20 protein-coding genes and 1 tRNA gene are annotated in these 20,291 nt (G+C 37.3%); 5 read left to right on the top strand and 16 right to left on the bottom strand.

Annotated elements, in window-relative coordinates; translation table 11 throughout:
• Nucleotides 1–43 precede the first annotated feature (43 nt).
• From NDQ75_RS14815 to NDQ75_RS14805, 3 genes are read left to right on the top strand one after another with little or no spacing between them, the layout of a single operon-like run.
• Nucleotides 44–523, top strand: a complete 480-nt coding sequence (locus NDQ75_RS14815) for a GNAT family N-acetyltransferase (RefSeq protein ID WP_202029863.1) — start codon at nucleotides 44–46, stop codon at nucleotides 521–523.
• A 3-nt stretch (nucleotides 524–526) separates the two neighbouring features.
• Complete coding sequence (locus tag NDQ75_RS14810) at nucleotides 527–1,777, top strand: aspartate kinase (RefSeq protein WP_202029864.1); 1,251 nt, start codon at nucleotides 527–529, stop codon at nucleotides 1,775–1,777.
• Nucleotides 1,778–1,834: 57 nt separating this feature from the next.
• On the top strand, nucleotides 1,835–3,652 hold the full coding sequence (locus tag NDQ75_RS14805) for a GNAT family N-acyltransferase (protein WP_202029865.1): 1,818 nt from the start codon (nucleotides 1,835–1,837) through the stop codon (nucleotides 3,650–3,652).
• A 24-nt stretch (nucleotides 3,653–3,676) separates the two neighbouring features.
• On the opposite strand, the gene NDQ75_RS14800 is transcribed toward NDQ75_RS14805, so the two are convergent.
• From NDQ75_RS14800 to NDQ75_RS14730, 15 genes are all read right to left on the bottom strand, one after another.
• Nucleotides 3,677–4,000, bottom strand: a complete 324-nt coding sequence (locus tag NDQ75_RS14800) for an ArsR/SmtB family transcription factor (RefSeq protein WP_202029866.1) — start codon at nucleotides 3,998–4,000, stop codon at nucleotides 3,677–3,679.
• Between the two features lie 102 nt (nucleotides 4,001–4,102).
• Complete coding sequence (locus NDQ75_RS14795; RefSeq protein WP_202029867.1) at nucleotides 4,103–4,465, bottom strand: TM2 domain-containing protein; 363 nt, start codon at nucleotides 4,463–4,465, stop codon at nucleotides 4,103–4,105.
• Nucleotides 4,466–4,524: 59 nt separating this feature from the next.
• The gene (locus tag NDQ75_RS14790) at nucleotides 4,525–4,983 is read right to left on the bottom strand and encodes a DUF1801 domain-containing protein (protein WP_202029868.1); all 459 of its coding nucleotides are present in this window, start codon (nucleotides 4,981–4,983) and stop codon (nucleotides 4,525–4,527) included.
• A gap of 25 nt (nucleotides 4,984–5,008) precedes the next feature.
• A complete protein-coding gene (locus NDQ75_RS14785; RefSeq protein ID WP_202029869.1) occupies nucleotides 5,009–5,944 on the bottom strand; it encodes a 2-hydroxyacid dehydrogenase in 936 nt (311 codons plus the stop codon).
• Between the two features lie 141 nt (nucleotides 5,945–6,085).
• The gene (locus NDQ75_RS14780) at nucleotides 6,086–6,550 is read right to left on the bottom strand and encodes a hypothetical protein (protein WP_202029870.1); all 465 of its coding nucleotides are present in this window, start codon (nucleotides 6,548–6,550) and stop codon (nucleotides 6,086–6,088) included.
• Between the two features lie 206 nt (nucleotides 6,551–6,756).
• A complete protein-coding gene (mgtE, locus tag NDQ75_RS14775) occupies nucleotides 6,757–8,109 on the bottom strand; it encodes a magnesium transporter (protein WP_202029871.1) in 1,353 nt (450 codons plus the stop codon).
• 96 nt (nucleotides 8,110–8,205) lie between these two features.
• Nucleotides 8,206–9,069: a 16S rRNA (adenine(1518)-N(6)/adenine(1519)-N(6))-dimethyltransferase RsmA gene (gene rsmA / locus NDQ75_RS14770; protein WP_202029872.1), complete on the bottom strand. Its 864-nt coding sequence runs from the start codon at nucleotides 9,067–9,069 to the stop codon at nucleotides 8,206–8,208.
• Nucleotides 9,070–9,093: 24 nt separating this feature from the next.
• Nucleotides 9,094–9,405 (bottom strand): DUF4286 family protein, encoded by a 312-nt coding sequence (locus tag NDQ75_RS14765; RefSeq protein ID WP_202029873.1) that lies wholly within the window; start codon nucleotides 9,403–9,405, stop codon nucleotides 9,094–9,096.
• A 173-nt stretch (nucleotides 9,406–9,578) separates the two neighbouring features.
• Nucleotides 9,579–11,369, bottom strand: a complete 1,791-nt coding sequence (locus tag NDQ75_RS14760; protein WP_202029876.1) for a tetratricopeptide repeat protein — start codon at nucleotides 11,367–11,369, stop codon at nucleotides 9,579–9,581.
• A 910-nt stretch (nucleotides 11,370–12,279) separates the two neighbouring features.
• Nucleotides 12,280–12,356 (bottom strand) — tRNA-Thr (locus NDQ75_RS14755).
• An 89-nt stretch (nucleotides 12,357–12,445) separates the two neighbouring features.
• Nucleotides 12,446–12,721 carry a hypothetical protein gene (locus tag NDQ75_RS14750; RefSeq protein ID WP_202029877.1) on the bottom strand — a complete coding sequence of 92 codons (276 nt, stop codon included), beginning with the start codon at nucleotides 12,719–12,721 and terminating at the stop codon, nucleotides 12,446–12,448.
• A 34-nt stretch (nucleotides 12,722–12,755) separates the two neighbouring features.
• Nucleotides 12,756–13,724 carry a type I phosphomannose isomerase catalytic subunit gene (locus NDQ75_RS14745; protein ID WP_202029878.1) on the bottom strand — a complete coding sequence of 323 codons (969 nt, stop codon included), beginning with the start codon at nucleotides 13,722–13,724 and terminating at the stop codon, nucleotides 12,756–12,758.
• Nucleotides 13,725–13,760: 36 nt separating this feature from the next.
• On the bottom strand, nucleotides 13,761–14,171 hold the full coding sequence (locus NDQ75_RS14740) for a 6-pyruvoyl trahydropterin synthase family protein (protein WP_202029879.1): 411 nt from the start codon (nucleotides 14,169–14,171) through the stop codon (nucleotides 13,761–13,763).
• Nucleotides 14,168–14,704 (bottom strand): isopentenyl-diphosphate Delta-isomerase, encoded by a 537-nt coding sequence (gene idi / locus NDQ75_RS14735; protein WP_202029880.1) that lies wholly within the window; start codon nucleotides 14,702–14,704, stop codon nucleotides 14,168–14,170. Before idi ends, NDQ75_RS14740 begins: the two co-directional genes overlap by 4 nt.
• A gap of 164 nt (nucleotides 14,705–14,868) precedes the next feature.
• Entirely contained in the window at nucleotides 14,869–15,807 is a 939-nt protein-coding gene (locus tag NDQ75_RS14730) for a mechanosensitive ion channel family protein (RefSeq protein ID WP_202029881.1), read from the bottom strand.
• Nucleotides 15,808–15,993: 186 nt separating this feature from the next.
• Between NDQ75_RS14730 and NDQ75_RS14725 the strand changes: the two genes are divergently transcribed.
• Nucleotides 15,994–17,730, top strand: coding sequence for a BCCT family transporter (locus NDQ75_RS14725; protein ID WP_202029882.1), 1,737 nt, complete (start codon nucleotides 15,994–15,996; stop codon nucleotides 17,728–17,730).
• A gap of 120 nt (nucleotides 17,731–17,850) precedes the next feature.
• Here the strand turns inward: NDQ75_RS14725 and rho are convergent, their stop codons facing one another.
• Nucleotides 17,851–19,572, bottom strand: coding sequence for a transcription termination factor Rho (gene rho / locus NDQ75_RS14720; RefSeq protein WP_202029883.1), 1,722 nt, complete (start codon nucleotides 19,570–19,572; stop codon nucleotides 17,851–17,853).
• 194 nt (nucleotides 19,573–19,766) lie between these two features.
• Between rho and NDQ75_RS14715 the strand changes: the two genes are divergently transcribed.
• Entirely contained in the window at nucleotides 19,767–20,177 is a 411-nt protein-coding gene (locus NDQ75_RS14715) for a DUF4293 domain-containing protein (RefSeq protein ID WP_202029884.1), read from the top strand.
• Nucleotides 20,178–20,291: the final 114 nt, after the last annotated feature.

The raw sequence follows: 20,291 nt of genomic DNA, 5'->3' as shown, positions 1-20,291 counted from the left end.
CATTTTTATATAATTATAACTCTAAGTTATATTTGTAACAGATATGGAATACACAATTAGAAGAGCCGTAAAGGAAGACATGAAGCAAGTACTAGAATTAATCCAGGAACTTGCTGATTTTGAAAAGGAGCCCGATGCTGTGGAAGTCACTGAAACTGATCTTATAACCGATGGGTTTGGTGAAAAGCCGTTGTTTTCCTGTTTTGTTGCTGAGGTAAATAACCGTATTGAAGGAATGGCATTGTATTACAATCGCTATTCTACATGGAAAGGTAAAACCATTCATTTGGAAGATTTGGTAGTAAGAAAAAGCTCCCGAGGTTCTGGATTAGGAAGTGCTTTATTTGCTGAAGTAATTAAACAAGGACATAAAGACGGCGTAAAAAGAATAGAATGGGTAGTGCTCAATTGGAATACGCCAGCGGTAGAATTTTACAAAAAAAATGGAGCCCTTATTTTAAGCGATTGGGACACAGTTCAATTAGACGAAGAAGGAATTAAAAAATTTATAGCTAATAACTAATTCATGAGAATTTTTAAGTTTGGAGGAGCATCTGTTAAAGATGCAGATGGAATAAAAAACGTTGTGAATGTTCTACAAACCGTAGGGCATGAAAATACATTGTTAGTGGTTTCCGCAATGGGAAAAACTACCAACGCCATGGAAGTAGTGGTAAAGAATTATTTTGAAAACAAAGCAGAATTAAACGCTTCATTTGAAGAAATAGAAACCTACCACCATAAAATATTAAAAGACCTCTTTAAAAACGATAATCACCCCGTTTTTGCAGAAGTTAGGGGCCTCATTGAACAAGTTCAAGGTTTTTTAGCATGGAACAAATCGCCAAAGTATAGCTTTGTTTATGATCAAGTGGTCGGCTACGGAGAGCTTATTTCAACCACTATTCTAAGCAACTATTTCAAAGAAGTTGGTATAAAAAATAAATGGCTGGACGTACGCGATTATATAAAAACTGATGATAGTTACCGCGAAGGAACGGTTAACTGGGAACAAACCCAGAAAAACATCACAGAAAATGTAGATCAAAGCTGTTTGAATATTACCCAAGGTTTCTTAGGTAGTGATGAAAATAACTTCACCACAACCCTAGGAAGAGAAGGATCGGATTATACTGCGGCCATATTTGCCTATTGCCTAAATGCTGACTCGGTTACCATTTGGAAAGATGTACCAGGGGTTTTAAATGCCGATCCAAGGTATTTTGAGAATGCAGAACTTTTAAACCGAATCTCTTATCGAGAAGCTATAGAGCTTGCCTTTTACGGGGCTTCTGTAATTCACCCAAAAACGTTACAGCCTTTACAAAGAAAGGAAATCCCACTTTATGTAAAATCCTTTATCAATCCTAAGGAAGATGGTACGGCGGTAATGAAAGGAAAAGGGATCACTCCAAATGTTCCTTGCTTTATTGTGAAGAAAAATCAGATTTTAATGAAACTTTCTTCATTGGATTTTTCTTTCATTGTTGAAGAAAATATCAGCGAAATCTTTAAGCTTTTCCATGATAACCGAATGAAAGTAGATCTTATTCAAAACTCTGCTATTAGTTTTTCGGTATGTGTTGATAATAAATTCAATAAGCTGGACGATCTTTTAAAGGTTCTTAAATCTAAATTTAAGGTTACCCATTACGAGGATGTATCTCTTTACACCATAAGGCATTTCAACGAAAAAGCAATTGCTTCTTTGCAGAACGGCAGAGAGGTTTTACTGGAGCAAAGAACCCAAGAAACGGTACAACTGGTGGTAAAATAAAACTAGCGCGTGCTTTCTTTTTCTATATTTGTATTGATAAGACGAATATAAAGTTTCATGGGATTAGTTACAGCAAAGGAAGTTGCTCAAGTAATTAAGACAGATAAATACGGTTTTTTAGGAACCTTTAGTGGTTGGATGCTTATGAAAGTACTCAACATATCTGCACTTAATAAAATTTACAACAAGCATAAGGACAAACAGGATCTTGATTTTTTAAATGCAATTTTAGAAGAATTTGAGATTAACTTTGAAATCCCGCAAGAGGACTTAAAAAGACTCCCAAAAGATGGCGCCTATGTTACTATTTCCAATCATCCATTGGGGGGTATCGATGGCATTCTGCTACTGAAGCTATTGCTTGAACAGCGTCCTGACTATAAGATAATTGCAAACTTTCTATTGCACCGTATTGAGCCTTTAGTTCCATACGTTATGCCTGTAAATCCTTTTGAAGACCACAAAGACGCCAAAAGCAGTATTGCTGGTTTCAAACAATCCCTACAACACTTAAGGGAAGGCAAGCCGCTAGGAATTTTTCCAGCTGGTGAAGTTTCCACCTACAGGGATGAAAAACTAATAGTAGATAGACCATGGGAAGAAGCTGCGATGAAATTAATTCGTAGAGCTGAAGTGCCCGTTGTACCTATATATTTTCACGCTAAAAACAGTAAATTATTCTATCGGCTATCAAAGATAAGCGATACTTTGCGTACAGCTAAATTACCTTCAGAACTATTAACGCAAAGAAACCGAGTAATTCGCGTGCGCATTGGAAGACCCATTAGCGTAGAAGCACAACAGGAACACGAAAGCTTAGAAGATTTCACGGAATTCCTTCGGAGAAAAACGTATATGCTTTCTAATGTTTTTGAAAAAGGACGACTTTTTGATAAAGTTCCTACCAGCTTTAAATTTCCACGCTCCCCAAAAGAAATTATCACACCCGTAAGTAAAGAGCTTATGGAAAAGGAGGTAGATGAATTAAGAGAAAACGATTTACGACTTCTGGAAAGCAAAAACTACGAAGTATTCTTAGCGAAGGCTAAAAAAATGCCTTACATCCTTCGGGAAATTGGCCGACTTCGGGAAATAACCTTTCGGGAAGTTGGGGAAGGCACCAATCAAGCCATTGATATTGATGAATTTGATGAATATTACCACCACCTTTTTCTATGGGATAGTGAAGCCAAGGCGATTGTAGGGGCTTATCGTATGGGAATGGGCGCTGACATTTTCAAAACCCGAGGCATTGATGGATTTTATCTGCAAGACCTTTTTAAATTTGAGCCGGAGCTGTATAAAATGATGAGCGAATCCATAGAAATGGGACGCGCTTTTATTGTAAGCGATTATCAGCAAAAACCAATGCCGTTGTTTTTACTTTGGAAAGGAATTGTACACACCACTTTGCGCAGACCAGAGCATAAATACCTAATTGGAGGAGTTAGTATTAGCAACCAATTCTCTAACTTCTCTAAATCGTTAATGATTGAATTCATGAAGTCGCATTATTGGGATCCGTACGTAGCCCAATATATCAGTCCGAAAAAAGAGTTCAAGGTAAAACTAAAAGATGCCGATAAAGAATTCGTATTCGATGAAACCGAAGCCGACCTGAACAAGTTCGACCGAATGATTGATGAAGTAGAACCGGGCAACCTAAGACTGCCAGTACTTATTAAAAAATACATTAAGCAAAATGCAAGAGTGGTTGCTTTCAATGTAGATCCACTTTTTAATAATTCGGTTGACGGACTTATGTACATCAAAATAGCCGACTTACCTGAAAGTACGGTAAAACCGGTAATGGAGGAATTTCAAGCGGAATTGGAACGGAAACATGCCGAAGAACAAAATGATCAACAAGAATAACAATCAAACTATCTTTTTTCAAGATTAACTGGCGCCTTGTTGTGTTTCATTGAAGAATGAACCAACGGATTGTTTTACTTCGTAAAGTTTATCAATATTAATATTATAGCACGTTTTTTTGCCTTTTTGTTTACCAACAATGAGGTCTACTTTTTTCAATTCGATTAAATGTTGGGAAATGGTGGCTTGCGCCAAATCTATATCCTGCACCATGTCGTTACAGATACAGTTTGGGTGACTGCTAATATATTGAAGTATGGAAATTCTAGCCGGATGCCCCAGCGCTTTAAATGTCTTAGAAAGCTGGTTCTGCTCTAAAGTGTGTGCTAATTTTTTTGTAAACCCCATATATTTATTTCCTTTTGCAGCAACTGTAGTGAAATGGGGGAAACTATAAGCTGAACTATTTAGGGAACAAATATACTCATTCCCTAAAAGTTCTAGTGTATTTTAAAACCAAGGTTTTTTACCAACCTGATATGTATTAAAAAATTCTTCATCGGATTTTGTTAGGTAGATAATCCCTTCAATAATTCCTATGATATACATCACCGTCCCTAGAATACCGCAGGTTAGCAGCGTTCCTAAAAGCATAATCAACCCTTCCTTTTGATAACCTAGGATAAATTTATGAATACCAAAGGCCCCAAAAAGAATAGCTAAAATGCCTGAGATAACCTTTTTGTTATTTTGATCAGCAAATGCCTCTTTTGCATTTTCAGCAAATTCATTGGCCGTATTCTTAGTTTCTTTGGCAAAGTTTTCAGCATTTTCTTCAAAATAGCTCTTTTTACCGTCTCTTTTATCTTCCATTGTGTTGGTTTAAATGGTTAGATTACTAAAATAGTAAAAAAACAATCTTAGCAATCGTTTTATTTTCTTTTCACAGCATTTTCATAAATCCCAATCCATTCTTGTACACTCAATTTCCCCATTAATTCTTCTATAAGGGCAAAAGGGATTTTATCCATTTTTTTAAAGCGTACGCAACTCTTTCCCATATCCAGTTTGGCATCGGTATGTTTTGGATACTCCCCAACAAACCAATCATGTAAATTTTTATCAGCATAAATCCCAGAGTGATAGAGCGCTATGTAGTTTTTTTGTGAAGCAATATTTATAAAAGGCAATGGCAACTTAGGGTCGCAATGATAACCCGCTGGATATACGGAATGCGGCACCACATAACCAATCATGCCATAGCTCAAGGTTTCTTCAAGTTCTTCGGGCTTACTCCGCAGAATTACCTGACGTAATTTATTAAATGCATCCCTTCTTTCCACAGGAAGAGCATTCAAATAATCCTGAACCGTATTTGCTTCAATTTTCACTTTAAAAATGTGGTTTCCTATAAAGTTAAGAAAATTCTTTGGTAATTTTATTTACAATTGTTTGCGCTAGCTTCTCTTTACTTTCCACCGTCCAGCCAGCTACATGTGGGGTAAGCAGCACATTCTCAGCTTCGATTAGATATTTAAAAGCTTCGGGCATTTCTTCTGTAAAAAGGTTTTCAAAAGAAGATTTTTCGTATTCCAAAACATCCAATCCAGCGCCCAATATCTTTCCAGATTTTAATGCTGAAACCAAGTCGGCTGTAACAACACTCTTTCCTCGTGCTGTATTTAATAACCAAAAAGGGTTGTGAAAAGACTCTATAAACTCATTATTAATCATTCCAATGGTCTGCGGGGTTTGCGGAGTATGCAAACTCACTACATCTGCATTTTTTTTGAACTCCAAAATGCCTACTTGACGCGCATTATCATCGCCAACGCCGCCTACAATATCATAACAAATAACATCCACATCAAAACCTCTTAACTTCTTGGCAAATGCTTTCCCCATGTTTCCATAGCCAATTATACCTACAGTTTTACCATTAAGTTCCACTCCCCTGTTCTCTTCACGTCGCCATTGTCCATTTCTCACTTCCCTATCGGCGCTGTTTAGTTTATTGAACAAGGACAGCAACATTCCCAAGGCATGTTCTCCTACAGCGTTTCTATTTCCTTCTGGCGCGTTAAAAAGTTTGATATTAAGCTGTTTTGCCGTTTCTACATTGATATTTTCCAACCCAGCGCCTACGCGACCTATAAACTTCAATTTGGTCGCCTTTCTTAAAAAAGAGTCATCCATAGCAAACCTACTCCGAATGATAATTCCGTCGTAGTTTCCAATTATATTTTCTATTTCCTCCTTTGAAGACGTATAATCAGTATCATTTTGAAACCCAGCAGCAGCAAGTTGCTCCAAAAGCAAAGGGTGATTGGTATCTAAATGAAGAATTTTCATTTCTTATTTAATTTTCGGTAAACTTATTTTTAAGACAAAGGTATTACCAAATCTTCAATAAAGAGATCAATAATGAATAAACTTATAACGCATCAGCCACTAGATCACTTAGGACATGAACTTTAGAAAAAGTCGGAAAAATTATTTTTGATAATGGTTTTTCAAAATTGATTTTAGCGTTTTAATGCGCTTTTCCTGAGCGACCAATTCTGAAACGAGCATCTCCTTAATCTCTTCAGGAATCGAATCTTTATCCAACGATTTTAAAATTTCAAAATTCTTTTCCTCCAAAAAAAGGGCTTTGGTAAACAAAAGTTTAAACTCATCATCAGTAAAAAAAAGCTGACCGGTAAGTTTGGTAATATAGGCAGCATTGTGAAATTTAGAAATTAGAGAGGTAGTCCAGCCCCAAGTACGAACATACTCATCTAAACAGTTGCATAAGGTGTTTGCTGAAAAAAAACTTTCTTCGTAAAACAATTTAAGCTCACTGTGAGACATGTAATATTGACATTCATTATAAGTCTCTTTCAACTTACAACTTCTTCGGAAGATTTTAATTACATTTTTCTTTATCTTCTTAGCATGATCAGTACTTTCTATCATATTTTTTTGGCTCTCAAATAGGAAAGTGGCAAAGGGGCAACTCTTGTAAAATTAATATATTCACTCCTATGTAGGAAAAATTATATTAATTTTTAACAGCATTTTTCGATAAAACACTAGAATTCGCGTACAAACGTTAATTTTTTTTAGATAAAAAAACTGATTTTCAAAGTAGTATGTTCTCAAAAAATGCTCTGCAAACAAACTTAAAAACCTAAAATAAGTTTGGCAATGCTGAAGTAAATAAGTATTCCGAAGACATCGTTACTTGTAGTGATAAATGGACCGGTAGCCACCGCAGGATCAATCCCTTTTTTATCCAAGAAAATAGGCACAAACGTACCAATAATAGCTGCAATGATAATAACAGCAATAAGGGCAACGCTAATGGTTGCTGAAACCAAATAAGAGGTTTCAAATAAAAAATGACTTATAAGCAAAACCACAAAAGCAATTGCTGTACCGTTGATTAATCCTAGCAAAAACTCTTTACCCAATCGTTGCAACATCTCTCCCCGTATGCTGTCGTTGGCCAAACCTTGCACTACAATTGCCGATGATTGCACCCCCATGTTCCCAGCAGTCGCCTGAATTAAGGGAACAAAGCTTAATAAAATGGGTTCTGCCAGTGCTCCTTGAAAACTGCCAATAATACTGGCCGCACCAATACCGCCAAACATCCCAATAAGCAACCAAGGCAACCTTGCTTTGGTAAGTTCCCAAACATTATCATCTGCTTCTACATCTTGGGTAATACCCGCTGCCAATTGATAATCTTTCTCAGCTTCCTCCCGAATAACATCTACGATATCGTCAATGGTAATCCGTCCTACCAATCGCCCCATCTCATCTACTACGGGAATAGCTTCCAAATCGTATTTGGACATCAATCTTGCCACATCCTCGCCTTTATCGGTAACGGTTACATAATCCACTTTAGGGATGTAAATACTGCTTATTTCTGCCTTGGTAGAAGTAGTAAGCAAGTCTTTTAACGAAAGTCTTCCTTTTAATTTTTCATCATTATCCACCACATAAATGGAATGTACTCGAGTAACATTCTCGGCTTGTCGCCTCATTTCTTTTACACAGGTCAGCACGTTCCAGTTTTCATTTACCTTAACGAGCTCCTTAGCCATAAGTCCACCCGCAGAATTCTCATCGTACCGTAACAGTTCAACGATATCCCTGGCGTGTTCCCTGTCGTCTATTTGGGCGATAATTTCTTTAACCAATTCATTGGGGAGTTCTCCAATAATATCGGCAGCATCATCGGTATCAAGTTCGCTGATCTCTTCGGCAATTTCCTTAGCGGAAAGATTTCCCAGAATTTGTTCCCGAATGTCTTCATCAAGCTCGGTTAAAACATCCGAGGTTTTTTCGCTATCCAGCAACTTAATGATGTAAGTCGCTTCATCTAAATTAAGTTCGTGAATTATTTCAGCAATATCGGCATAATGGAACTCCGCCATCATGTTCAATAAAGTAGCATCCGATTGGGTTTCAATCAGCTGCTCAATTTGCTCAATAAGCTCATCACTTAATTTAAATGGAACCATACCTGTTTATTCTTTGGGCGCACGAGCCGGGCTATCCGCTATATCCCAGACAAGCTTCACTTTGTCTGGGGATGCCGCTGCTATCCCTTGCGCAGATTACGATAAATCTTTTTCTATTCTGGTTGTAAGTGCAATAAAGTCTTCCACACTCATTTGTTCCGGTCGTCGATCAAAGATACTATCTTCTTTCAAATTATCGGAGAGATTAAAGCTTTTTAAACTGTTGCGTAGGGTTTTTCGTCGAAGTCCGAAGGCGGCTTTTACGACTCTAAAAAACAATTTTTCACTACACGGTAGAGAGAAATCATCTTTCCTTATCAACCGCAATACTCCTGAATGTACTTTTGGAGGCGGATTAAAAACCTCTGGCGGAACAGTAAACAAATACTCCGCATCATAAAATGCCTGAACCAATACGGATAGAATTCCATAGGTTTTATTGCCTTCCTTTTCACAAATCCTAGCGGCTACTTCCTTTTGGAACATACCTGTAAACTCCGGTATTTGATGCCGTAACTCCAACGCTTTAAAAACGATTTGTGAAGAAATATTATAGGGAAAGTTACCGGTAATAGCGAAAGGCTCTTCCCCGAACAACTGCGAAGTGTCGTATTTTAAAAAGTCGGCTTCTATAACCTCAAAACCATGTTTACTAGCTGCCGGTCTTGGGTGTTCCAGTAAAAAATGGCTCTGAAGGTATGCAATAGATTCACTGTCTAAATCCATCGCAAAAACATCTACATCCTTTTGTAAAAGGTATTTTGTGAGCACGCCCATTCCTGGACCAATTTCCAAAACCTGATTGTAACGGTTTAAGGTAAGTGTATCTGCTATTTGTTTGGCAATATTTTCATCTTTCAAAAAATGTTGACCCAAGTGCTTTTTGGCTTTCACTTGGGTGTTATCTTCAACCTTTTTTACAAAAGATTTTTTTTCAAACTTTTTGTTCTTCTTACTCATAAAATCAGGTATGGAAGGAAGCTTTTAATGCTCGCTTACAATTTGTAATTCGGTTCTAAAGGCAACAAATTTGTTCGGAAATCGCTGGGTAGCTTTATTGCGCAAACGCTCGGCATCTTCCGTATAATATTTTTGAAGGGTTGCTTTGTCTTCTGTAAAATATTGAACAGAATACGTAATCCCACCCATCTCTTCTTCAACCAGTACTTTTACTATTTTGGCATTACTAAATTTTCCCGTTGCCAACATTTCGGGAATATGCTCTTCCTGCATCCATAAAAGCCATTCTTGGTGTACTTGCTCTTCTACATTTATCGTTACGTTGTATATATACATGTGTTCAGTGTTCAGTGTTCAGTGTTCAGTGTTCAGTGTTCAGTGTTCAGTGTTCAGTGTTCAGTGTTCAGTGTTCAGTGTTCAGTGTTCAGTGTTCAGTGTTCAGTGTTCAGTGTTCAGTGTTCAAAATTACTTATCCTAACGTTAAAAGCAGGATGTAAAGGCACCTTTTTTTATTCAATGTTGTCTCCGCGCATTTCCCGATACGCTTTTCTAGCTTCCAAGAAATAAACACTGTCTTGATGCTCAAAAATAATACGCTCTAAAAGCTTTTTAGCTTCTTCTGGCTTAGAAAGTTCATCCCTATAGAGAAGTGCCAATTGGTACAAAGCATTGTCCATTAAAATATCGGTGGGGTAAAACTCAATTATTTTTTTGTAGTTGAAAGCCGCTTTTTCAAATTCCTTTTCTTGCTCGTAGAGAAATGCCTGCTTCAGCAATGCTTCATCCTCAATGGACTCCCCTTTATGATTCACCAGAATTTCCTCCAGTAAGGCAATCGCTTTTTTATTATTCTTTTGGTAAGCAAGTAAATCTGCTTTAGCGTAGAGCTTTAATGCCGTCTGCGTGGAATCTTCCAATTTATTATCAGAAATTAATAGCTTTAACTCCAACGCGTCATTGGCGATGAGTTGGGACGTAGAAGATTTTAAAACTTTTAATTGCGTTTCTGCCCATTCAAAATCTCCTTTGTAAAAACTGGTTTGCGCCACTTTAAAACGCGCTTGCTGACCCAAAACATCATTCTTTAAATCTTTTTGGACTTGGGAGTAATAAATTAAAGCTTGATTAAACTTTTCCCCATAAACCAACACATCTGCCTTTGTCATTTTTACTTGGGCTTCTGAAAATTTATCAATGGGAAGTTTAATCGCTGCGTCTAAAACACCCAATGCCTCTTCATCTTTATTCATGGTGAATGCCAAGAATTTTGCGTACTCAATTTGAACTTGTAAAGTTTGGGCTGTAGTACCGTATTCCGTTAAAATTCCATTGAACTGCTCGTCGATCTCATCGTAGTCTTTCGCATCGGCATTCATTAAAGCTATTTTGGTAAGCTGAAGTTTACTAAAAACAAGCAGTTGTAAATCGTTGGTTTCTGTAATGATAAATTCGTAAATACGCTGGGTCGTTTCGTAATCCTCGTTTTCCGAAGTTATTTGCGCTAAATCGATAATGGGATTCAAAGAAGTTTCGGGCGACCTTTTGTAAATAGCTTTTTCTTGGGCAAAGGCATTCTTGTAAGCTCCTTGCTGAATAAACAACCAGCTTAAAAGTTCGTTCCAGAGTAAATTGGGGTTGGTTTGCGACCTTTGCAAAAGAATTTTCTTGAACAGCTCATTGTTTTCATTAGATAGGTCGTTGGATATAAACCTGCTCAAATTCCGCTTGATGTTTCCTTTAAGGCTTTCCCGTTCCAACATAAGGTCTAGGTACATTTCGTACATATTTTCAATATCACCTTGCTCTCCGTAGATGTAAGCTAAATCGTAGCTGAAATTAAGCTTGGGATTAAGCTCCATTCCTTTTTTGTAGGTTTTTATGGCATAATCCAACAGCGATTTCCCCTTAAAAGCATTACCGACGGCAAAAGCGTAATTCGGATTTTCTTCCAGACTTTCTACCGCTTTATCATAAAACTGGCTTGCCTTTTGCGGCTGATCCATTAATTGGTAATTATACCCCGCTTCTACAAAAAGAATGGGATAGACATTGCCATCCTCCAGCTTTTCCAAAAGAATTTCTTCCGCACTTTCGGGCTTTCCGGCTTGCTGGTAGGAGGTTACTAAGGCGGTTAGATAGTTTCGGTTACGCGGGTTGCGTTTATAGAGTTTCTCATAATAAACAATGGCTTTTTCGTAATCCCCTTTATTAAAATATTGTTGCGCAATAGCCTCGTCCTGAGCATATAAGCCCGTAAACGATAGCGCAAACCATAAAACAATAAAGAAGTACTTTGCCATAGCGGAGTTCTTTAATAGGAAAATTACAGTTTTTTGGTAACAATTGGGCTTTCTAGGCTTACTTTTTTCGGTTATATCTACCGAAATCACCACGTCTCTTTCTTTCAACTGAAAACTGATGCTCCCATATAGAATACAACGAGAAGAATATACAGTGCAATGGTAATAATATAAAATACAATTGAAAAAATATAAACTGCAATAGCAAGAATATATAGTGCAATTGCTTAAATATAAAGTACAACGACAAGAATATAAAGTGTAATCGCTAGAATATAAAATACAACTGAAAAAATATCAACTACAATAGCAAGAATATATAGTGCAATCGCCTAAATATAAAGTACAACCGAAAGAATATACTTTTCCATGACAAGAATATAAAGTTCCATCGTAAGAATATATTTTTCCCTCGTGAGAATATATTGTTCCCTCGCAAGAATATACAATTCCATCGCGAGAATATATTGTGCCATCGTAAGAATATACTTTTCCCTGACAAGGACATATTCTTCCCTCTTGAGAATATCCAGTTCCCTGACAGGAATATATTTTTCCCTCGTGAGAATATATAGTTCCCTCGCAAGAATATCCAGTTCCCTGACAGGAATATAGAAAAAATGGACTGAACTCCGACATACTGAAGCTTTGTTCAGCACAAGAGCTCAGTGTGACAGTGAGGTTCGTTGAAAAAGGTAGCGCTCAGGATGAACTTCTCGTCCCTCTCAATGTTGTTTTCAGAATAAAAATTCAGCACAAAAAAAACCTCTTCGGTTTGAAGAGGCTTTCTGGAGCCGATAGAGGGACTCCCTTCGGCTGGCGCTCAGGATAAACTTCTCGTCCCTCTTAATGTTGTTTTCAAAATAAAAATCAGCACAAAAAAAAGCCTCTTCGGTTTGAAGAGGCTTTCTGGAGCCGATAGAGGGACTCGAACCCACGACCTGCTGATTACAAATCAGCTGCTCTAGCCAGCTGAGCTACATCGGCGTTTCCTTTAAAAAGTGCGCAAATATAATCTTGAAAATTATTCTGACAAACTTTTCAAAAAGAAATTTTTAATTTTCTTGAAATTCAATTTAAGAAACAGGTAGTTTGTTAAGCTTTTCTACCAAAGCAGAGGCTTTTTCTTCCAGCTCTTTGTTTACAGATTTCAAATGAGCGCTTCTGTTTTCCACATCTTTATTGTTTACTTTTTCAATAAGATCATCAAAAACGGTAATCGCTTCATCTATAATTTTATCACCTTCCTTGGAATTTTTGTTTTCGGTACTGATTTCCCAAACATAAACCGCCTCGATAATATCTCCTAAAACAAAGTTTATATCTTTCTTTAAATCTCTAATGCTCGCCATAATTGTCTATTTTGAGTGCAAAAATACTTCATTTTTAGATATGAACCTCTAAAATCTTTGCATCCTTAGCACTTATACTTACTTCATTAATGGCGGCGGGAATCAATATGGTTTCTCCTTTATTTAGGTTTTCTGTATGTTCTCCCGCAGTTATTTGGGCTTTACCTTCTACGCAAATGTAAATGGAAAACGAATCGCGGTTAACCAATTGCTTTACAAACGTACCTACCACATTTAAATAATTGGTAATAAAGTAGTCGCAGGTAACCATGTTGTTGGAGGAATTGTATTCCTTGGAGTACTCCACCAAATAATCGTCTTTCTTTTTGTAATCTATGGCGTCTATTGCTTGCTCGGTGTGTAATTCACGCGTGTTTCCATCTTTATCTTTTCTTTCGTAATCGTAAATTCGGTACGTAACATCGGATGTTTGCTGAATTTCCGCCAGCAGAATCCCTGCACCAATGGCGTGCACTTTTCCCGTATTTATAAAATAAGTGTCGCCAGCCTTTACCTCTTCTTGATTAAGTATTTCTAGAAGTGTTCCTTTTTTCAGGTGTTCTAAATAGGTCTCTTTGGTAAGTGTGTCCTTAAAACCAACGATTAGTTTAGACCCTTCGTCAGCCTGCATCACATGCCACATTTCTGTTTTCCCGAAGGAATTATGGCGTTTTTTGGCCAATTCATCATTCGGGTGCAATTGTACCGACAAATCCAATTTGGCATCGATAAACTTAATTAGGATTGGAAATTTATTTCCGAAGCGTTCAAAAACCGATTCTCCTAGCAACTCCCCTTGGTACGTGTCTATAAGTTCTTGCAGTGTTTTACCACTTAACTCGCCATTACTTACCACAGACACATTTCCTTCTACGCCAGATAATTCCCAACTTTCTGATGCCGTTTCTGTGGTTACTTCTTTTCCTAAAACCTCTTTTAGCTTAGTACCGCCCCACAGGTATTCTTTAAATATTGGGGTAAATTTTATTGGATATAAATTCATTTGTGGTTGATTATTAAATATGTCTTTTTTAGTTTATTAGGCCTCGCCACTATATGTTACGAAGTTTCGAGGGGTTTCGTAGAGTTTTACTTCTAATTCGAAGTCTTGCAATGATGGTTTCAATCGGTTGTAAATTACTACGGCTATATTTTCTACGGTGGGATTTAAGCTTTTAAATTCTTCCACTTCAATATTTAGGTTTTTATGGTCTAAATACTCCTCTACTTCTTGCTGAATTAAATCCTTTAAAATACTTAAATCGATTACAAAGCCTGTTTCTGGGTCAATTTCCCCAGTAACACTGACGATAAGATCGTAATTATGGCCATGGTAATGGGGATTGCTGCATTTGCCAAACACAGCTTTGTTCTTTTCATCATCCCAATCTTTTCTGAATAATCTGTGCGCCGCATTAAAATGGGCTTTTCTGCTTACTTTCAACCTCATAATACGGTGGATGATTGTTCTTCGATATGCGTGTAGAACTTATCGAAGATAATTTTAAACCAAGCAGTGTACACATCTGGATTTTCCTGCATGTCTTTTTTAATATCTTTTAGAGACATCCATTTCCATGCAGCTACTTCGTCTGGATTAATGTTGGGCGTATCGTTGTATTTCCCAACTAAAATATGGTCGTATTCATGTTCTGTCAACCCATTATCAAATGGAGCGTGATAAATAAAAGAAAGCACTTCCTCCAAATCGGTAGTAAACCCCATTTCTTCCTGAAGCCTTCTTTTACCAGCTTCCACATTGCTTTCCCCTTCTCTTTGATGACTACAACATGTGTTTGTCCATAGTCCCGGAGAATGGTATTTATGCGCTGCCCGCTGCTGTATCATTGTCTCACCTGCATCATTAAAAACAAACACCGAAAAAGCTCTGTGCAACAATGCTTTTTCGTGTGCCTCTATCTTCTCCATTAATCCTATTTGCTGGTCGTTTTCATCAACCAGAATCACTTTTTCTTTTCCCATGTAGGTTTTTTTGTTTTTTACAAATCCTGAAGGTTTTCAGTATTTGTGAAAAAATAGCAAAACAAATCTACAAAAATGGTTAACTATATCATAATGTAAAGATGTCGGCAGATACGCTTTTGAAATATGAATCAAAGTTAATTCTACGGAAAACAAAGCTTTCGCTATGGTGCGCTATTCACTTCTATTTTTGGGGTTTCTTTTATTAACACTCTCGATTTAGGGAAGCTATCCGGATAATTTTCTTGAATAAAAGTAATAAGCTTTTCCCTAACATAAACCCTGAGATCCCAGGCTCTCGGCGATGTGCTGGCACTCATAAGCGCACGTATTTCCACATAGTTTGGTTTATTATCCGTTACCTGCAAAACATTCGCTTTACCATCCCATAGATCGGTATTTTCGAGAAGACGCGTTAGTTCTTTCCGAAGAGCATCAAAGGGCACGTTGTAGTCGGTATAAATGAAAACAGTTCCTAAAATATCCGCACTGTTGCGTGTCCAATTCTGAAAAGGTTTTTCAATAAAATAAGTAGTAGGAAGGATTAACCGCCGCTTGTCCCAAATACGAACGACCACGAAGGTAAGCGTAATCTCTTCTACCCAACCCCATTCGCCTTCTACCACCAACACATCATCGATTCGGATGGGTTGGGAAATAGCAATTTGGAGTCCAGCTAAAATAGTTCCAATAGCCTTTTGTGCAGCCAAACCCAGAATAATTCCCGCTACCCCTGCGGAAGCAAACAAACTTAACCCGATTTTACGAACCCCATCAAAAAGCATTAATATTACCGCAACCGCAATAATTATAATGATAAAAATGATGATTCGCTCTAAAATATTGAATTGAGTATAAAGCTTTCTCGCATCCAAATTGTTTTCAACCTGCAAATCGTAATGCCTTAAATAACGCTTCTTCAAAACTTTCACCAAGACAATTAGTCCCCAAGCTACACTCAGAACCAGCAAAATGGAACTTAACTTACTAACCAGAAAAGAAGTTTCTTCATTAAAATTTAAAAAGCTATTAGCACCCGATTTAAAAAAAATGGATATTAAAAACAGAAGTATGGGCGTGAGAAATCTTTTAAATGTTTGCATATATCGCTGGTTTGCGTTCAAATTAAAAAATATTATTGAAATAACTAGCTCGTTAACAGAGCTATAACCTACAACGTTTTAGAAATATTTCTTTGTCTACATTTCAAAAACATAAAAGAAAGAGCAATTAATTCCTTATCTTATACGGATACATCTAAATTTTCCCCCACCAAAAACTGCAATATAATGAAGGAAAATAGCAAAGTCCCTAACGACCCAAATAAAATCACCAATCCGCAGGTACAATTAGAAATAGATGCACTTGTAGAAGAGTACGAAATTGAGCTTCGGAAAGAATTAGACCTTTCGAAATCCAAGACTTATAAAGAGATAGAAAGTAAGAAAAAGACTTTCCGCCAGAAACTTATTGAAAATGAGCTGGAAGACATTCGTAGGTCGGTAAATGATATTAGGGACGAAGAGAAATCCATTATCGGTATAAACTTTTGGGCCAGTTTGCTTATCACTTTTGCTGTCATTACATTTGCGATAATTTCTGGGGACAAACTCATTCACATTGCCGATGATATTTCTAGGTTTATCGCCCATAATTTAAGCTGGTTTTATGTGTTGCTCGCTTCCTCTTTTTTAATTTTCCTAATTTACTTGGCCAGCAGTAGGTTTGGGAGTGTTGTTCTTGGCGCCCCTGACCAGCGCCCAGAATTCTCTGATTTCTCTTGGTATTCCATGTTATTTTCCGCGGGAATGGGCGTTGGCATTCTATTTTACGGAACCGCAGAGCCAATTCATCATTTTCTAAAACCTCCATTGGAAGAACCTGGAAGTATTGAAGCTGCTAAAGAAGCTATCTCCTACACTGCTTTTCACTGGGGTTTCCACGCTTGGAGCATCTATACCATTTGCGCTTTGGGGACTGCTTATTACGGATTTAGGAAAAGAAAAAAATATCTTATTTCTTCCAGCGTACTAAACTTTACTTCCAACAAATCCACCCAAAAAATACTTAAGTCCTTAATCGATTTGGTTTCTATTTTGGCGGTTATTTTTGGGGTGGGAGCCTCCCTGGGTCTCGGAGTGGTTCAAATAAGTGAGGGATTGGATTATGTTATGGACTGGAATACTTCTAACTTTTATGGATATGCCGCGATAACCATTCTTATTACTGCTATTTTTATTATTTCATCTTCAACCGGACTCGATAAGGGTATCAAAATTTTGTCGAACGTAAACATGGGGATCGCTATACTTTTACTCCTATTTGTGTTTTTAGCGGGATCTTCTCTCTTCGATATAAAAGTATTTGTAGATTCCATTGGACAATATTTGCAAAAGCTTCCTGAATTCAGCTTTAAAGTGGATCCCTACGAACCTCAATATGAAAAATGGATGGGCGATTGGACGCTTACTTATTTTACATGGTGGATTGCATGGTCTCCTTTTGTCGGTATTTTTATTGCAAGAATATCCAAAGGTAGAACCATTCGCGAACTTATTCTTGGATGTCTTTTAATACCTGCTCTCTTCAGTATTTTTTGGTTTTCAGTATTCGGTGGGAACGCGATTGAATTGGAACTTTTCAGCGACGTTGGTATTGGTAATAAAATTTTAGACAATGTAAGTTTAGGAACGTTTCTGCTTTTTGAGCAGCTACCTTTTTCCAACATAACCTCAATTGTTGCCATTGTTTTACTCTTTACTTTTTTGGTCACTTCAGCAGATTCTGCCACCTATGTAATAAGTATGATGACTTCAGAAGGGGATCTGGACCCAAAAATGCGCTTAAAAATAATTTGGGGTATTGTGCTTTCCGTCTTATGCATTATCCTTTTGGCAGGCGGCGGATTGAAAGCGCTTCAGGCAGCTACGCTTATTTTTGCGTTCCCTTTTTCAATTGTATTGATGATGATTGCGCGCTCATTGTACTTCAGACTTAAAATCCAGGTAAAGAAAAAAAGATCATAAAAAAATGTCACCCTTCGACTCCCGATGCTTCGGGACAGGGGTGACATTTCATTCTATTTATAAATCTTTCTACAATTGAAGAGATTGCCACGTGGCACCTCTTCGCAAAGACATTCTTAACTACTGATTCATCGTCATTAAAAACTCTTCATTGTTTTTAGTCATCTTTATACGCTGCTCCATGAATTCCATTGCCTCAATCGGGTTCATGTCTGATAAGTATTTACGCATAATCCACATACGTTGAATTGAATTTTCATCCAACAACAAGTCGTCTCTACGTGTAGAAGAAGAAATAAGATCGATGGCAGGGAATATACGCTTGTTGGAAATACGTCTATCCAACTGAAGCTCCATGTTACCCGTTCCTTTAAATTCTTCAAAAATAACCTCATCCATTTTAGAACCTGTATCGGTAAGGGCAGTTGCGATAATGGTCAAAGAACCACCACCTTCAATATTTCTAGCTGCACCAAAGAAACGCTTTGGTTTGTGCAATGCATTGGCATCCACACCCCCACTTAATACTTTTCCACTTGCAGGCTGTACCGTGTTATAAGCGCGTGCCAAACGTGTAATGGAATCGAGAAGTACTACCACATCGTGACCGCATTCTACCAAACGTTTTGCTTTTTCCAAAACAATATTGGCCACTTTTACGTGTCTATCTGCAGGCTCATCGAAAGTAGAAGCAATAACTTCCCCTTTAACGTGGCGCTGCATGTCTGTAACCTCCTCTGGACGTTCATCGATCAATAGAATCAATTGAAAAACTTCAGGGTGATTGGCTGCAATTGCATTAGCGATGTCTTTTAACAACATCGTTTTACCCGTTTTAGGCTGGGAAACAATCATACCACGTTGCCCTTTTCCAATTGGGGAAAATAAATCTACAATACGGGTAGAAATAGTACTTTGCTTTTCTGCCAAACGGAATTTTTCGTTTGGAAAAAGTGGTGTTAAGTGTTCAAAAGAAACACGATCTCTAACCACCTGAGGATCCAAACCATTGATTTGATTCACTTTAATAAGAGGGAAATATTTTTCTCCTTCTTTTGGAGGACGCACTGTTCCTTTTACAGTATCTCCTGTTTTTAAACCGAACAAACGGATTTGCGACTGAGAAACGTAAATATCATCTGGAGAGGATAAATAGTTGTAATCGCTACTTCTTAAAAATCCGTAACCATCCTGCATAATATCCAACACACCTTCACTTTCTACAATCCCATCAAACTCAAAATCGGGTTCACGATATCGGTTTTTCTTTTCTTTATCGTAATTATCCTTGTCTTTAGGTGAATTGTTGGTATTTTTTTTATGGTGTTGCGGCTGATTTTGGTTCTGGTTTCGTTGTTGCCCGGCATTATTATTGCCACTATCTTTCCGCTGTTTTGTATTCTTATTCTCGTTGGAATGTCTTGTATTAGTATGCTGTTTCTTCGCCTCTTCTTTCTTAGCAGGCGCCGCATCTTGCTTGGCTTCAACCTTAGCTGGCTTATCGCTCTCATTTTTCGGAGCAGACTTTGCTTTTTCTGAAGAACTTTGCGGTGTATTTTTAGTCTCCGAAGAGGTATTAGAAGTAGTTTTCTTGGTAGTACGTGTTCTTTTTCTTGGCGCAGGTTTTTGCGAAGTTTTATTATCGGAAGGATTGGAAGCATTCTCTTTCGCTGCATTCTCCTTTTCCTTAGCTACCGCTTCCGGACTTGCTGCCTGCACATCTAAAATCTGATATATTAAATCGTTCTTTTTTAGAGATTTGTATTTAGGAATACCCGCCACTTTGGCAATCTCATGTAACTCAGCAAGTTTTTTTGCTTTTAAATCTGAAATTTCAAACATTGATTAAATAAATAATTTATTATTGGTTTGAGGTGAAAATGTGTGTTTTCGTGAAAATTCTTAAAGAAGTTCAAAATAAAACGCAGTAAAGTACTCGTTTCGAATTGACTAGGCAATATTACAAATTTATTTTTATAAACAAGCATTATTTTTCCAAAAAGAACATTATTTTTGCCCTAGAAAAATTACTAAAAGTGTTACAACGCATACAAAGTATATACCTATTTCTTGTTGTTATCATAAATGGTGTTTTGCCATTTTGGGTGTACTTATGGACAGATAATAACGGTGAAGCAGTTTATGCTGAAAGCGATATTTTATATTCTGTTCTTTTTGCAATTTCTGCAGTAATGGCGTTTGTAACCATTTTTATGTACAAGAAGAGAAAAAACCAGTTTGTGTTAAACAGACTGAACATGATATTAAATCTTTTTTTACTAGGATTTTTCGTTTATCGGTCGCTAATCTTATCCGGAGAAATGAACGTTTCTGAGAAGGGTATTGGGATGCTTCTACCTATTATTTCTATCGTTTTTTTAGTGTTGGCCAACAGGGCCATTAAAAAGGACGAAGATCTTGTAAAATCTGTGGATCGATTACGCTAAACCTAACATCTTAGTATATTAGTGCGTTAAGCCCGAATGAAGATTCGGGCTTTTTTTATTCCTTATACCAATACTTCTGCAAAATGAAGTTTGTTGACAGGCGAGCAATCTTAT

The sequence above is a fragment of the Galbibacter mesophilus genome, from assembly GCF_023721415.1.
Lineage (GTDB): Bacteria > Bacteroidota > Bacteroidia > Flavobacteriales > Flavobacteriaceae > Galbibacter > Galbibacter mesophilus.
This window is presented reverse-complemented; position numbering and strand designations above follow the sequence as displayed.

What these genes read in the sequence shown, in the direction of transcription:
- NDQ75_RS14725 (WP_202029882.1), top strand. Translation starts at nt 15,994, where the DNA reads ATGAAGGAAAATAGCAAAGTCCCTAACGACCCAAATAAAATCACCAAT.
- NDQ75_RS14785 (WP_202029869.1), bottom strand. Translation starts at nt 5,944, where the DNA reads ATGAAAATTCTTCATTTAGATACCAATCACCCTTTGCTTTTGGAGCAA.
- NDQ75_RS14800 (WP_202029866.1), bottom strand. Translation starts at nt 4,000, where the DNA reads ATGGGGTTTACAAAAAAATTAGCACACACTTTAGAGCAGAACCAGCTT.
- NDQ75_RS14815 (WP_202029863.1), top strand. Translation starts at nt 44, where the DNA reads ATGGAATACACAATTAGAAGAGCCGTAAAGGAAGACATGAAGCAAGTA.
- NDQ75_RS14750 (WP_202029877.1), bottom strand. Translation starts at nt 12,721, where the DNA reads ATGGCGAGCATTAGAGATTTAAAGAAAGATATAAACTTTGTTTTAGGA.
- NDQ75_RS14740 (WP_202029879.1), bottom strand. Translation starts at nt 14,171, where the DNA reads ATGAGGTTGAAAGTAAGCAGAAAAGCCCATTTTAATGCGGCGCACAGA.
- mgtE (WP_202029871.1), bottom strand. Translation starts at nt 8,109, where the DNA reads ATGGTTCCATTTAAATTAAGTGATGAGCTTATTGAGCAAATTGAGCAG.
- NDQ75_RS14795 (WP_202029867.1), bottom strand. Translation starts at nt 4,465, where the DNA reads ATGGAAGATAAAAGAGACGGTAAAAAGAGCTATTTTGAAGAAAATGCT.
- NDQ75_RS14760 (WP_202029876.1), bottom strand. Translation starts at nt 11,369, where the DNA reads ATGGCAAAGTACTTCTTTATTGTTTTATGGTTTGCGCTATCGTTTACG.
- NDQ75_RS14730 (WP_202029881.1), bottom strand. Translation starts at nt 15,807, where the DNA reads ATGCAAACATTTAAAAGATTTCTCACGCCCATACTTCTGTTTTTAATA.
- rsmA (WP_202029872.1), bottom strand. Translation starts at nt 9,069, where the DNA reads ATGAGTAAGAAGAACAAAAAGTTTGAAAAAAAATCTTTTGTAAAAAAG.
- NDQ75_RS14810 (WP_202029864.1), top strand. Translation starts at nt 527, where the DNA reads ATGAGAATTTTTAAGTTTGGAGGAGCATCTGTTAAAGATGCAGATGGA.
- rho (WP_202029883.1), bottom strand. Translation starts at nt 19,572, where the DNA reads ATGTTTGAAATTTCAGATTTAAAAGCAAAAAAACTTGCTGAGTTACAT.
- NDQ75_RS14765 (WP_202029873.1), bottom strand. Translation starts at nt 9,405, where the DNA reads ATGTATATATACAACGTAACGATAAATGTAGAAGAGCAAGTACACCAA.
- NDQ75_RS14805 (WP_202029865.1), top strand. Translation starts at nt 1,835, where the DNA reads ATGGGATTAGTTACAGCAAAGGAAGTTGCTCAAGTAATTAAGACAGAT.
- NDQ75_RS14780 (WP_202029870.1), bottom strand. Translation starts at nt 6,550, where the DNA reads ATGATAGAAAGTACTGATCATGCTAAGAAGATAAAGAAAAATGTAATT.
- idi (WP_202029880.1), bottom strand. Translation starts at nt 14,704, where the DNA reads ATGGGAAAAGAAAAAGTGATTCTGGTTGATGAAAACGACCAGCAAATA.
- NDQ75_RS14745 (WP_202029878.1), bottom strand. Translation starts at nt 13,724, where the DNA reads ATGAATTTATATCCAATAAAATTTACCCCAATATTTAAAGAATACCTG.